Source organism: Streptomyces sp. C1-1 (assembly GCF_050214755.1).
Lineage (GTDB): Bacteria > Actinomycetota > Actinomycetes > Streptomycetales > Streptomycetaceae > Streptomyces.
The window spans coordinates 222,628-235,580 of record NZ_CP189827.1; the positions used below are offsets into that span (position 1 = coordinate 222,628).

Below are 12,953 nucleotides of genomic sequence, written 5' to 3' on the forward strand. Positions count from 1 at the left end.
GAAGTAGAGGAAATGACCCCATCCGTTCCGCCGCCGAGCGCGTCCTGCGCGCCGTGCGGCACCCCTGGCCCGCTGCGGTTACTCACACTCGCCGGCGCGCTCATAACCCTCGCCTCGGGCCCCTCTGTTACTACTGCTCTAACCTTCATCGACGGTTCGGACGGCGATCCCGTGCTGTCCCCCTCCGACGTGGCCTGGGTCGACTTCACGTTCCTGTGCGTGGCGCTGGCATGGCTCGCCACGGCCCTCGTCTGCCGCGGAACGGACACATCCACGCAACGGCGCATGGGCCGCTACGTGCTCGTCGCCCTCGGCGGTATCGCCTTCCTGCACACGGCAGCCTCCGGCGTCCCGGCGCAGCGCGATGTCGCGTACGGGGTCGTGCTCGCCTGGCTGGCATGGGAGGTCTGCCGCGCCAACGGCACAGCGCTGCGGGCCGGCTGTGCGGTGGCCACGCCCGAGCAGCGCCGCACCACATGGACCCTCACCTCCGCCGCCCTCGCCGTCTGCCTCGTCGGGGGCGTCGTCAGCGCCTTCGGCCGATGGCTGCTCACCCTGGCCGGCTTCGACAGTTGGCTGCTGGTGGGGATGGATCAGGGTGTCGCCCTGAACGCGACTACCCCCCTGGCCCTGGCCTGGTTGTCGGTGATGACCGTCCTGGTGGAGCAGGTCGTGCTGATCGGGGCCGTCAGCCGACTCCTGGCCGCCGCGGGCCGCCCCGCCTGGCAGATCTACACCACCGTCGGCGCCGTCGAGACCGTCCTGCACGGCTACATGGGGCTGGCCGCCCTCGCCATGGGCGGCTACGCCACAGGCCACCTCTGGCTCTACCGCCGCTACCAGGCCGTGGCACCCCTGGCGGCCGGCCACGCCCTCTACAACGGCGCTGCAGCGCTCATGTATGCGCCCGCTCCCCTCCCCTTCGTAACCAAGGTTCTTCTTGCCGTCACAGCCCCCATAGGGGCCTCCAAGCTCGCCGGCATAGCCAAACAGCATCGCCGGATACCCACAGCCAGCCTGAGGGGAGGTGCTCTGTGACCCGCTTCGTCGTCCTCGACGACACCCGCCGCCATCCCGAGTTGAGCGAACAGATTTTCACCACCCTGCACATCGTGGCCCCCCACGTGGTGGAAACCACCGGCCTCCCCCTGCCGCCGGAAGTCCGCTTCCGGCTGCTGACACCCACAGCGTGGCGCCACGTCTCCCGGGAGAGCCGGGAACGCGTTCTGCAACGGGACATCACGGATCTCGACCTGCCGCCGGAGAAGATCAACGCCTTGCGCGGCGCGCTCAAGGTCACCGACCTCTTCACGGCACTCATCTGGCCTCTGATCCTCGGGCAGACCGTGAAGGGGAGCGACGGGGACACGCAAACCATCCTCGCGCCCCGGGCCCTGCACCACACCGGGCTGCTCGCCGACGACCAGTGCCTGCACCAGATGGTCGCCCACGAACTGGTGCACCACCTGCAGGCCGAAGCCCGCGCGGGCACCGTGTGGCACACCTTCTTCCCCGCAGAGCGGCAGATCAGCAAAGAAGGCGTCTCCACCGTCCTGGAAGGCCACGCGAGTTGGGTGGACCAGCAGGTCACCACCCGCCTCGTCGGCCGGCCCGTCGACCACCACCAGCAAGCCCCCCGCTCCTGGCGCTACCGGCTCCACGCGAGTATCCCCGGCATCCGCCGCCTCGGCCCCAGCCGCGCCGCCTACCAGCAAGGAGCACGGCTCATCGCCCACACCGTGCAAGCTCACGGCACCGATCTGATCAACCGAGTCTGGAAGGACACCGCCCTCCTGCCCACCGCACGGGAGATCGCTGACCCCGATGCCTGGTGCCGGCGCATCGCCGTCTGACACCACGCCATCCGCCCTGTACAGGCACGCCATCCCACAAGCCCCCCTGCCGCCGGGCTCAACTCTCCCGGCAATACCCGCCGTGAAACTCCGACTTGAGGAGACGTATGTTCGTCCACTCTGACCGCCTGCCCACAAGCCCGGCGATCCCGCAGGGAACCATCACTCCTGCCCCGTGGGGTCTCACCCGCATGGCGCCCTACCCAACCATGGCTGCAGAACACGCCCGGGTCGAGCTCGACCCGAGTACGCAGGCCGCCGTGTTCTTCGACCGCTCGGGCCAGGTGATGGAGATGCCCGGCCACGGCACCAGTACCGGCACCTCTCCGGCCACCGGGACCAGCCCCGACGGCAACGGATCCACTCAGGACAGCGACACGGGAAGTGACAGCGACCAGTGAGTGATCTGCGCCCGGTGTTGGTCGTCACCAGCCTGTACGACCCCACCGCCGACGTAGTGATAGCCGAGCTGCACGACCGGGGCATCCCGGTCGTGCGGTTCGACGCAGGGGACTTCCCCGCCTCACTGTCGGTGGAAGCCGAGATCACTCAGGACGGCCTCCGGGGACGCCTTGAAACCCCCTCGCGCACCGCTGACCTCGGCAACGTCCGCGCTCTGTACTACCGGCGCCCGAGCGGCTTCGCTTTCCCGCACCTCGACCAGCAGGACGCAAGGTTCGCCATCACCCAAGCCCGCTACGGCCTTGGAGGCGTAATCGCATCACTCCCGAACTGCCTGTATGTGAATCATCCGCACTACACCGGTGACGCCGAATTCAAACCGTCCGGTCTGGCCGCCGCCGCCAAGGCTGGCCTGCGGGTGCCGCCCACGCTCATCACGTCGAACCCTGACGCTGCCAGGACCTTCATCAAGCAGCACGGTCCCACGATCTACAAACCCCTGTGGAACCCCCTGTATCGGATCGGCGACGTCTCGTCCGTGGTCAAGATCGCCGAAGTGACCGCGGAGGACATCGACGACAGGGTTGCCGGCACTGCCCACCTGTTCCAAAAACGCATACCCAAGGCGGCCGACATCCGCGTAACCGTGATGGGACGGCACACCTTCAGCGTCCGGATCGACTCCGATCTCCTGGACTGGCGAACCGATTACAGCCGCCTGCGCTACACCGCCGTAGAGACGCCCGCAGACATTGAGCTGGCACTCCACGAGTATCTGGATCACTTCGGGCTCCACTTCGGCGCTTTCGACTTCGCCGTGGACGCCGCCGGGCAATGGTGGTTCCTGGAATGCAACCCCTCCGGCCAGTGGTACTGGCTGGAACGCGAGACCGGCCTGCCCATGTGCGCGACCCTGGTCGACCTCCTGGAAAGGAAGCCGTGAGCGACCACGAAAAGCACCTGAGGCAGCTCATCGACACCATGACCGCCAGTGGTTCGCTGCGATCACAACCGTGGAAGGACGCCGCAGCGGCCGTACCGAGGCACGAGTTCCTCCGCAACGGGTACTTCCGCATGGTGCCCGGCACGTCACCGACCGCCTGGACCCCGGTCAGTGAGGATGGCGAAGGGTGGCTCGAGGCCTGTTATGCCGATGAATCCCTGGTCACGCAAATCGCGGGCACGATCAAGCCGGCCGACATCCGCGGCGAGATCATGCGGGAACCGACCAGCTCGAGCACACTGCCCTCCCTCGTCCTGGGCATGCTCGAAGACCTCGACGTCCAGCCCGGAATGAAGGTCTTGGAGATCGGCACCGGCACCGGCTACTCCACCGCGGTGCTCTGCGCGCGCCTGGGCGACGGCAACGTCACCTCGATCGAGTACGACGAGGACGTCGCTTCGCGGGCCAGGGAGGCGCTCGGCCGACTCGGTATGTATCCGCACCTGTTGACCGGCGACGGACTCCAAGGAGGAGGCCAGGGCGCACTGTACGACCGGATCATCGCCACGTGCGCCGTCCGCACCGTACCCGCAGCCTGGCTTCAGCAGACCCGGCCAGGCGGGCAGATCCTGACCACCATCGGCGGCTGGCTGAACGCCTCCGAACTGGTGCGTCTGACCGTCCACGAAGACGGCACAGCCTCCGGGCCCGCGCTGGGCGGGCAGGTGAGTTTCATGCTCGCCCGACCTCACCAGGCGCCCTCACTTGGCATGCTTCCAGACCTCGGCGTCGGCAAGCAGCGCAAGGCCATCATCGGCGCCGATGTCCTGGACGGTTGGACGAGCCGGTTCGTCGCACAGTTCGCCGTGCCGACCGCCCAGCGTCTGAAACTGGGCGACGGCCAGCACAACGACGACGTCCTCATCGACACCGAGACCGGATCATTCGCCGCCCTCCACAAGGAGGACGGCCGCTGGATCGTCCGGCAAGGCGGCCCCGAACCGCTCTGGGACGCCGTCGAGGATCAACTCAGCCGCTGGCATGCGGCCGGCACGCCAGCGCTGGAAGAGGCCACCATCCGCATCACATCGGCAGGCCAGAGCATTCACTGGTAAACCGCGCCACCGGCCTCGCTCACGAAGAGAGGTTGACTTCATAGCTGCGGTGCTCGAATGACCCGCGCCCCGCAGACTGTCCTCTCTTCCTCGGGGTCCGCAAGGACGTCGTCCGGGGCGCAGGCGAGGAGACGCTTCTCGATGATGCCTTGCCCGGCTGCGGCGACGACAATCCGCACCACGAGAAACCAGCCCGCCGGGGCCGCGTTCGACCGTGGACCCAGCACCACGCCCGCACGAAAGGCCCCCCGAATGCCCACGCAGCGGCTCACCGAGCTGCCCGACGACGTGCTGCGACTGATCGAAAAAGCCAGCGGCAGCCCCGTCGTCAACATCGCCATGATCCGCGCAGGCCTGAACAGCGCCATCGCTGCCCGCGTGACCACCGCCAACCGCACCATGTTCGTCAAGGGCCTGCCCCTAGATCACCCCCGCGCGTGGACCCAGACACGAGAAGCGCAGATCAGCCCTCAGGTGCCGGGCATCGCCCCGCGCCTGCTGTGGCACTGCGAGGCCGACGGCTGGAGCCTGCTGGCCTTCGAATACCTCGAAGGACACCACGCCGACTACACGCCCGCCTCCTCCGACCTGCCCGCCGTCACGGCCAGCATGATCCAGCTCTCCCACATCCCGGACCCGGCTCTCGACCTGAAAACCATGTCGCACCGCCTGCGCGGTGGACGATCCCGCAGACCTGTCCTGGTTCGCCGGCAACCACCTCCTGCACACCGAATGGAACCCCCACAACATCCTCATCATCGGACACCACGCCCGGCTCGTGGACTGGGGGTGGGCCTCCACCGGCGCCGCCTGGATCGACCCCGCCCTGTGGCTGCTCTGGCTCATCGCCCACGGCCACACCTGCCAGCAGGCCGAACAAGCCGCCGCCGCACACCCAGCCTGGCAACAAGCCCCCAACGAAGGCCTCAACACCCTCGCCCGCGCCCAACGGCGACTATGGGACTCCATCGCGGCACAAAGCTCCGACAACTGGGCCAAACCCATGCAAGAGGCAGCCGTCTCCTGGGAGGAATATCGCAGGCACTGATCTGGCGCCGGACCCGTTCCGGAAACCCCTCGCCGCGGAAGCGAGGCCCGCGGGACAGCACGCAGAGGGCGTCGCGCAGAACGCCGGAACAACAGCCCATGCCGACGTGGATGTTGGCCCCTCACGGCCTCATGCGCTCCACTGTGGGGACGGCGTAGGTCCGGAGGGCGCGATGATCGGTTTGCCTTGGGCCCAACCGCTGTAGGTCACAGTGAATGGATCGTAGAGCTGCTTGGTGACCGTAGGGGTGGCAGGAACCTTCATGACGAGTTTCTTGGGTAGGTCACGGGCATCTACGGTCAGGATGAAACTGACGAGACCGCTGGGCTTTTTGGCTGCGTAGGGGCGGTAGAGGCGGCCGACAGCGATGTCGGAAGCCAGGGTGCGCAGAGGTGTGCTGCCGGTGAGGGTACGAGTGATGCCAGCCTGTTTGGTCCTGAAGCGGGTCGCGTCGTCGAGGAGCGCGTAGAGATTGGCGGGTTCGGCCAGCCATCGAGCCTCCAGCGCGTTTTTCACAGGGAGGTCGTTGGATGCCGCGGTGGCGTCGGAGACGGTTCTCTGCCCGCCCTGTGTTGCGGCCATCTCCTTGTCGGGTGTGACTACGGCGCGGTTCCCGATGAGCACGATCTCTGGCGGGTACCAGCCGTGGCCTTCTCCGTAGTCGTACAGGACATGGGTGGCGGCGTTGACCGCGGTCCGGCTTCGCATGTCGAGACGGGCAGTGCCGACGAAGAAGTCCGGGTCACCGCCCCACCGGGCCTCGAAGGTGGCACCGAGACGGCCCTGTGCGAGCATCGCGTCGCGGATGTCGGCCGCCAACCGGACGTTCTCGGGCTCGGCTGTCTTCGGCTCGTCCGGCCAGACGGCTCGTACGGTGGCAACGCCCGCGATCAGTGCGCCGATGACGAGCGCCGCCTTCAGCGCCAAACGCCTCTTTCGTGGTCCTCGGCCGGCTCGCGTCGGGACGGGCTGCGTGGCGGGCGCGGACTCCGGCAATGCCGTGGATGGCGGGCCACCGGGAGCTGGGCCGCTGTAGCAGACTTCCTTGATGCGGCGGGCGATCTCGCGGCGCAGACCGAGAGCGAGCAACAGCGGAAAGACGACCGGGGCTGCCTGGCTGAGGAGGACTCGCTTTTCGGCTCGGCAGACGGCGCAGTCGCCGCAGGTCGGACAGGTGTCGAGGTGCCGTTGTACGGCCTTAGCCAGTTCGGCGGTGAACTTCGAGCCGTGTTCTTCTTCGTGCATCTCCAGAATGGCGCGCAAATCTGGGCAGTTCGTGCGGTCGCCGCGTACTAGAAGGAGCAGGCCGCAGTAACGGCCGACTTTCCTGGTGAGTTCGCTGCAGCGGTTTCCGGTGGTGGAAGCGTTCGTGCCGAGTAGTTCGGCGATCTCGGCGGGCCTCAGCCCCTCGGTGAACCGGAGGCGGAAGAGCTGCTGGTCGTCCTCGCTCAGAGCGGCCTCGACCTCGGCGATCAGACGCCGCGCCTCTGCTGTTCTTCCCAGGTCGTCGCGGATCGTCGCGTCCCGGGTCAGTTCTTGGTCGCTCAGCTCCCCCACTGCGTTCTCGTCCGCCGCTGGACGTTCGCGGTGTTTGCGCCAATAGGCCTTCATCCGGTTCCGGGCCACACCGCGCAGCCAAGGGCCGAGCAGCCGGGGCGGCGGCAGGGTCGTTTTGCGCTCCAGGTACACGAAGGCGTCGGTGAAGGTCTCCTGGACTACGTCGTGGGTTCCGGCGAGGTCGTCGCCCATGTCCCTGGCGATCAGACGGATGATCGCGTCCTGGTGGCGGCGGGCGATCTGGTCGTAGACACGTCTACGAGTCTCGACAGAGGGCCGGGGAATGGCCTCCAGCACGTCCAGCAGGGCCCCGTCGTCCGCGTCTTCCCTCTCCGCCGGGCTCATCGTCTCGGGCACAAAAATCGGTCCCCTTCCCATGGTGAGGCCAGCCAGTCGAACCATGTGTGCGCAGCCGAACACCGGGCCACGGCCCGCTCGCGGCATGCGCTCGAAAAGAATCTTGGAAAAAGTCCGGCCGGCTCCCGGGAAAAACGTGAACTCCCCGACCTGCCCCTCCGTACGGCCCCGAGCCTGAGGAGAAGACGATGGTCCGCAGAGCAGGTCAGCACCGGCAGCGGCGCCGCAGCGGCACGCGGCGCAGCGGGAGGTGGACGGCATGAGGAACTCGGTGACAACACTGCTGGCGAGCGGTGCGGCCGGGGGCCCGACTGCCGCTGTCGCGGCCGCACACGGCTGGGGCGGAGTGATCGTCACGGCAATGGTCACCCTCGGCACGGCGCTGCTCACCCGGCACGGCAAGGAGGTGGTGAACGGCGTGTTCCGCTGGCTCAGCCCACCGCACATGCGCCAACTACGCTGGCTGGTCCGTAAAGGCAAGCTCGCAACGCCGCTGACGGCCGAACAGCTCATCGAACTCACCGTTGCCCTTCACGCCCCGGATCCGGTCGCCGCCACGACCGTAGACACAGTGCTGCAGGTCGAGCCCGCGACGGCCGGAAGCCAGGTGCAGGCACCATCCACCTCGCGCCGTAGTTCCCCGCCGCGACGCCGTCGCCCCGCCGGAAACAGACCTACACCGTAGGACAAATCCGCCTCCCGACTTCGGAGTTTGCCGAAACCCGGAACTGGGGGAAACCACGCAGGCGCTGGTGGGGCCCACCGCTAAGTGAGCGGTGGGCCCCACCAGCATGCTGAGTCCGTGCGCTCGGTCAGCCGCCTTGCTGCCGACCGAGCAAGGTGGCGAGCTGAGTGCGCTGCTGCTCTTCCTCGTCCATGACCTCGGCGAGGATCTCCCAGTCCATGTAGCCGTCGACGCCTTCCATCACCAGGCGCTTGAGTTCGGCCGGTTCCAGCGCTATCACGCCACAGGAAGGAGCAGCCGTTGCTCCCGGCACACGACAGCACACCAGAACCCGCGAGGGGGCCGGCTGGTCCCGCCTCGCCCGGAGCAGCAGACCCAGCACGCACGTCGCTGCACATCGTCCACCCCATCTCAGCGGTGGAGCTGTCCGACGACGAGGAGCCCTGGATCAAGGGCGATGCCGAGATCTACACTCTCGTCACCGGCTTCGGGCAGGACGGCAAATTGCGGGTCGACCCCGTCGACATGCCCTATCTCGACAATGAGCGAACGGTCTATCGACCCAATCCCTGGCCGACGCGGTGATGGCGGAGGAGGACGCCAGCACAACTACCGTGATCTGGCCAAGGCCATCGCCACCGCACTGCTCACCATCACCGATCAGGGCACGCCTACTCGTAGAGGCACCATGCGCACTCCGGTTGCCAGCCGCCAGCTCGAGCCTTGTCGGTGCATGTTGCTGCGGGAGCGGACGGCGATGCGGCCGCGGTGCCGGCGACAGCCTCGTACACCAATCAGAGTGCTCGCGAGGACCGCAAGGGTCGAGTGCGCGCCCGAGGCGAGAGGGTCAGCCGCACCAGAGCAGCCCCGTGGTCGCCTTGCCCAGCCCCGGAACGACGTACACCGCGACACGCTCCGCCGACCCATACGGGTGGAAGCGGCTATCGAGCTTGGACTACGTCAGCGTCGGGGGACGTCGTGAAGGTCTGCAGGTGATCGATGGCAGCCTGCAACGCGTCCTTCAGTGGAGCGATGTCCCGCGCGACCTGGGCGAGGAGCATGCCGCCCTGGAAGGCAGCAAGGAACAGATGGGCCAGTTGCGTGGGGTTTGCCTCAGCGCTGATACGGCCGAGTTGCTGCATGCGCTGGATTCCATCGCGGAAGATCTCCCGCCACTTGCCGAACGCACTCGCGAGCTCCTCGTGAACGTCGAGGTCAGTCTTGATGATCTCGCTCGCCAGGGAACCGAGGGTGCAGCCTTCCTGGTAGGCACGCTCGTAGCCGACGTAGAAATCAGCCCACTCCCGGAGCGCGTCGAGGTTGTCGAAGCCGCTGAACCGCTCATCGTGGTGGAACGTGAGGACGCGCTCGGCCTGCCAGGCGATCACGGCCAGGACGAGACTCTCCTTGGTCGGGAAGTAGTGGTTGAGCTGCGATCCACTGACGCCGGCGGCGCGGCGGAGCTGCTCGTTGTTCGTCGCGTGGACTCCCTTTGCGTAGATGAGTTCCGCAGCGTGCTCCACGATGCGGGCGCGCGTCGCCCGCCCCTTCGATGTGAGCTCGTGAGGCGCTGGAGCTGCCGTAGTCGTGACCATGCTTCAACGATACCGCAGATTGGGCTTGACAGCCCAGAAACGAATGGTGTTCACTCCAGAAAGTGGGCCGAGCAGCCCAAAAATGTCGCAGGGGTCGCGTCACAACGGCGACTGGATCTCTGCAGCAGTAAGAACCGCCCCGGGCTCGACGCTGACCTTTCACAACTCACCGGAGGTTGATTCGCCATGTCACGCCTGACCGTTCCCTCCCCCGACGACGTCCCGGACGGCGCTAAGGGCATCCTCGACAACATCGGCGGGCAGTTCGGCTTCATCCCGAACATGTTCGCGACCCTCGCGTCGAACCCGACCGTCCTCGACGTCGTCGTGACTCTGCAGAGCACCTTGAGCCGGGTTCTGGACGCGAAGACGCGGCACACCATCGCACTGGCCGTGTCACAGGCCAACGGCTGCAATTACTGCCTGTCAATGCACACCTACGTATCGTCCAAACTCGGCGGCATGTCGAGCGATGACATCGACCTGGCCCGGGCCGGAAGTTCCATCGACCCCCAGCGTGCCGCGGTCGCTCGTTTTGCTCAGCAGGTGGTGGAGGACCGCGGTCAGGTCAGCGACGCCGACCTCGCAGCCGTGCGAGACGCCGGCTACACCGACGCACAGATCCTGGCGATCGTGACGGTGGTGGTGCAGGTCCTGCTGACCAACTTCGTCAACAACGTCAACCAGACCGACATCGACATCCCCGCCGTCAACTCGGCCGCTACGCGCTCCTGATCGCCGGGCCCCCGTCGCGTCCGCTCATACAGCCGGTAACCCCTTCACCGCCCCACAACGTTCATGCGGAAAGGATCGACATGCCGGGCTCCGAACTCTATGAGCGCTTCATGGCGCTACACACTCGCGACGGTGGCCTCGTCATGCCGAACGCATGGGACGGCCTCTCGGCGCTGATGCTGGCCGACGCCGGCTTCGAGGCGATCGCGACATCATCGGCGGCACTCGCCACCACGCTCGGCCGGTCCGACGGGCGACACGAAGTGACCCGAAGTGAACACCTCGAGCATGCGAGGCTGCTTGGCCAGCTCACCGAGCTGCCCGTCAACGGGGACTTCGAGGACGGCTACGGCGACACGCTCGAAGACGTCACCGCGACCGTGGAAGCCGCCGTCGAGTCCGGCCTGGCCGGTATCGGGATCGAAGACACCTCGGGCAATCCTGGACAACCGATCCGCGACTTCGACGAGGCAGTAACCCGCGTACACAGCGCCGTTGACGCGGCCAAGGGACGCATCGTCGTCACCGGTCGCACCGACAACTTCCTCCAGGGGCGGCCCGATCTCGACGACACCATTCGGCGTCTGACGGCCTTCGCCGAGGCCGGCGCGGACGTGCTCTACGCCCCCTTCCCGCCCGACCTCGACGCAGTCATCACGATCGTCACCGCAGTCGCACCGACACCGGTGAATGTCCTCATCTCGCCGGCGGACAGGGTGCTGACCGTTGCCGAACTGCAGAAGGCCGGGGTCAAGCGCATCAGCGTGGGTCCAGCGCTCTACACCCACGCGATGGAGGCACTCGACCAGGCCATCAAGGCTCTCGTCGCGGGTGACCTCGCCTCGGCAACGACAGGAATCAGCTTCGAGCGCATCGGCGAACTACTCGCCCGCGGCACGCACTAGCCCAGACCCTGCGGGCCACCGCCCCTTACCCACTCATTGCACGAAGAAGGCAGACATGAATCTGGATAAGCTCATGAACAAGCACCTCACCAGGTATTTCGACCCCAGTAAGACCATTCCGGAGGAAACCCTTCAGCAGCTGCTGAGGTTCCTGCGCTCCACGCCGTCGTCGGTGAACGTACAGCCCAACCACTTCTACGTCCTCGCCACGCCCGAAGGCAAAGAGCGGCTCGCCAACAACCTGGGCGAACGGTTCCAGGACAACGCCGAGAAGATCCTTAACGCGTCGCACACCATCATCCTCACCACCCGGGCAGATCTGCCCGACGCTCACCTCGAAGCGGTGTTCGCGAAAGAGAAGGTCGACGGCCGGTTCCCCGACCTGTCCAAGCAGGAGCGGTGGGAATCTATGACCCGGGACTTCCTCAACCTGCGCAACTACGGCTACAAGGACCTGAACCACTGGATGGAGAAGCAGACCTACATGGCGGTGGGCCTGACCATGATGGCGGCCGCCGAACTCGGCGTCGAGGCCACGCCGCTGGAGGGGTTCGACCCGACCACCGTCGACAAGGCCTTCAAGATCCGCGAGAGCGGACACGCCACCACGGTGCTGCTGGCCCTCGGCTACCCCGACCCGGAGAAGGTGTACACCACTCCGATCTCGCGCTTCGACGCCGACCAGCTGTTCACCTTCATCTAGGAACCCGCTCGGAAACCAACCCTCACCACACATTCGAGAAGGAAGCATTTCGATGAAAGCCATTGTGGTCACCGACCAGGCCGCAGGAACGGCCGGAATGACGCTGACGGAGCGGCCTGAGCCGATCCCGGCGATCAACGACGTCATCGTTCAGATCCATGCATCGGGATTCGTCCCGACCGAAATGGAGTGGCCCTCGACCTGGGCCGATCGCGCTGGCCACGACAAGACACCGTCGATCCCCGGCCATGAGCTGGCCGGAGTGGTCACCGCTCTCGGCTACGGCACGACCGGCCTCTCGATCGGGCAGCGGGTGTTCGGCCTCGCCGACTGGCACCGCGACGGCACCCTCGCGGAGTACGTGGCGATCGAAGCACGCAACCTCGCTCCGCTGCCGGGCGACGTCGACTTCACGGTAGGCGCATCCCTGCCCATCTCAGGTCTGACCGCGTGGCAGGGACTGTTCCAGCACGGCCGGCTTCAGGCCGGCCAGACCGTCCTCGCCCATGGCGCAGCCGGGGCAGTCGGGACGATGGTGACCCAGCTCGCTCGTGAAGCCGGCGCCTACGTCATCGGCACCGGCCGCGCCGCCGACCGCGAGAAGGCCCTCGACTTCGGCGCCCACGAGTTCGTCGACCTCGAGAACGACGCGCTCAAAGACGTCGGCGACGTCGACCTGGTCTTCGACGTCATCGGTGGCGCCGTTCAACAGCAGTCCGCCGCCCTGATCAAGGCCGGAGGAACCCTGGTGTCCATCGTCGGCCCGGTGGAAGCACGGCCCACTGACGGCCTGGCCGTGGACTTCGTCGTCGAAGCCGATCGCGCCGAACTCGGTGAGATCGTGCAACGGGTGCGGGACGGACGGCTGCGGACCAACATCGGTGACATCGCGAGCCTCGACAATGCCATCGACGCCCTCAACCCCACCACGCGGCGCCTCGGGAAGACCGTCATCCGCGTCCTCCCGTAGCCAGTGGACGGCCAGGGTCCTACCTGCAGGTCTTGGTCCTGAACCACGCCACGGCCGGCGGTAGGACCCGAACCGACACTCGCCA

16 protein-coding genes are annotated in these 12,953 nt (G+C 66.8%); 12 read left to right on the plus strand and 4 right to left on the minus strand.

Annotated features, from left to right (window positions below):
• Nucleotides 1-171: 171 nt before the first annotated feature.
• From ACQF4J_RS47355 to tgmC, 5 genes are all read left to right on the plus strand, one after another.
• The gene (locus ACQF4J_RS47355; RefSeq protein ID WP_427168850.1) at nucleotides 172-1,038 is read left to right on the plus strand and encodes a hypothetical protein; all 867 of its coding nucleotides are present in this window, start codon (nucleotides 172-174) and stop codon (nucleotides 1,036-1,038) included.
• Complete coding sequence (locus ACQF4J_RS47360) at nucleotides 1,035-1,853, plus strand: zinc-dependent metalloprotease (protein ID WP_427168852.1); 819 nt, start codon at nucleotides 1,035-1,037, stop codon at nucleotides 1,851-1,853. Before ACQF4J_RS47355 ends, ACQF4J_RS47360 begins: the two co-directional genes overlap by 4 nt.
• A 107-nt stretch (nucleotides 1,854-1,960) precedes the next feature.
• Complete coding sequence (gene tgmA / locus ACQF4J_RS47365; RefSeq protein WP_427168853.1) at nucleotides 1,961-2,254, plus strand: putative ATP-grasp-modified RiPP; 294 nt, start codon at nucleotides 1,961-1,963, stop codon at nucleotides 2,252-2,254.
• A complete protein-coding gene (gene tgmB, locus ACQF4J_RS47370; RefSeq protein WP_427168854.1) occupies nucleotides 2,251-3,198 on the plus strand; it encodes an ATP-grasp ribosomal peptide maturase in 948 nt (315 codons plus the stop codon). Before tgmA ends, tgmB begins: the two co-directional genes overlap by 4 nt.
• Nucleotides 3,195-4,313 carry an ATP-grasp peptide maturase system methyltransferase gene (gene tgmC / locus ACQF4J_RS47375; protein ID WP_427168855.1) on the plus strand — a complete coding sequence of 373 codons (1,119 nt, stop codon included), beginning with the start codon at nucleotides 3,195-3,197 and terminating at the stop codon, nucleotides 4,311-4,313. Before tgmB ends, tgmC begins: the two co-directional genes overlap by 4 nt.
• 38 nt (nucleotides 4,314-4,351) lie before the next feature.
• On the opposite strand, the gene ACQF4J_RS47380 is transcribed toward tgmC, so the two are convergent.
• Entirely contained in the window at nucleotides 4,352-4,723 is a 372-nt protein-coding gene (locus ACQF4J_RS47380; protein ID WP_427168856.1) for a hypothetical protein, read from the minus strand.
• A gap of 266 nt (nucleotides 4,724-4,989) precedes the next feature.
• Here ACQF4J_RS47380 and ACQF4J_RS47385 point away from each other — a divergent pair, with 266 nt between their 5' ends.
• The gene (locus ACQF4J_RS47385) at nucleotides 4,990-5,361 is read left to right on the plus strand and encodes a hypothetical protein (protein WP_427168857.1); all 372 of its coding nucleotides are present in this window, start codon (nucleotides 4,990-4,992) and stop codon (nucleotides 5,359-5,361) included.
• Between the two features lie 129 nt (nucleotides 5,362-5,490).
• Here ACQF4J_RS47385 and ACQF4J_RS47390 read toward each other — a convergent pair whose 3' ends face one another.
• Entirely contained in the window at nucleotides 5,491-7,275 is a 1,785-nt protein-coding gene (locus tag ACQF4J_RS47390; RefSeq protein WP_427168859.1) for an RNA polymerase sigma factor, read from the minus strand.
• A gap of 259 nt (nucleotides 7,276-7,534) precedes the next feature.
• On the opposite strand from ACQF4J_RS47390, the gene ACQF4J_RS47395 reads away from it, so the two are divergent.
• On the plus strand, nucleotides 7,535-7,960 hold the full coding sequence (locus ACQF4J_RS47395) for a hypothetical protein (protein WP_427168860.1): 426 nt from the start codon (nucleotides 7,535-7,537) through the stop codon (nucleotides 7,958-7,960).
• A 127-nt stretch (nucleotides 7,961-8,087) separates the two neighbouring features.
• Here the strand turns inward: ACQF4J_RS47395 and ACQF4J_RS47400 are convergent, their stop codons facing one another.
• A complete protein-coding gene (locus ACQF4J_RS47400; protein ID WP_427168862.1) occupies nucleotides 8,088-8,240 on the minus strand; it encodes a hypothetical protein in 153 nt (50 codons plus the stop codon).
• 137 nt (nucleotides 8,241-8,377) lie between these two features.
• Here ACQF4J_RS47400 and ACQF4J_RS47405 point away from each other — a divergent pair, with 137 nt between their 5' ends.
• Complete coding sequence (locus tag ACQF4J_RS47405) at nucleotides 8,378-8,545, plus strand: DUF3103 family protein (protein WP_427168863.1); 168 nt, start codon at nucleotides 8,378-8,380, stop codon at nucleotides 8,543-8,545.
• A 356-nt stretch (nucleotides 8,546-8,901) separates the two neighbouring features.
• On the opposite strand, the gene ACQF4J_RS47410 is transcribed toward ACQF4J_RS47405, so the two are convergent.
• A complete protein-coding gene (locus tag ACQF4J_RS47410) occupies nucleotides 8,902-9,555 on the minus strand; it encodes a TetR/AcrR family transcriptional regulator (protein WP_427168864.1) in 654 nt (217 codons plus the stop codon).
• 186 nt (nucleotides 9,556-9,741) lie between these two features.
• Between ACQF4J_RS47410 and ACQF4J_RS47415 the strand changes: the two genes are divergently transcribed.
• From ACQF4J_RS47415 to ACQF4J_RS47430, 4 genes are all read left to right on the plus strand, one after another.
• Nucleotides 9,742-10,290 carry a carboxymuconolactone decarboxylase family protein gene (locus tag ACQF4J_RS47415; protein ID WP_427168865.1) on the plus strand — a complete coding sequence of 183 codons (549 nt, stop codon included), beginning with the start codon at nucleotides 9,742-9,744 and terminating at the stop codon, nucleotides 10,288-10,290.
• 80 nt (nucleotides 10,291-10,370) lie between these two features.
• Nucleotides 10,371-11,195 (plus strand): isocitrate lyase/PEP mutase family protein, encoded by an 825-nt coding sequence (locus ACQF4J_RS47420; RefSeq protein WP_427168866.1) that lies wholly within the window; start codon nucleotides 10,371-10,373, stop codon nucleotides 11,193-11,195.
• 55 nt (nucleotides 11,196-11,250) lie between these two features.
• Entirely contained in the window at nucleotides 11,251-11,898 is a 648-nt protein-coding gene (locus ACQF4J_RS47425; RefSeq protein ID WP_427168867.1) for a nitroreductase family protein, read from the plus strand.
• Nucleotides 11,899-11,950: 52 nt separating this feature from the next.
• Nucleotides 11,951-12,868, plus strand: a complete 918-nt coding sequence (locus ACQF4J_RS47430) for an NADP-dependent oxidoreductase (RefSeq protein WP_427168868.1) — start codon at nucleotides 11,951-11,953, stop codon at nucleotides 12,866-12,868.
• The last annotated feature ends 85 nt before the right edge of the window (nucleotides 12,869-12,953 follow it).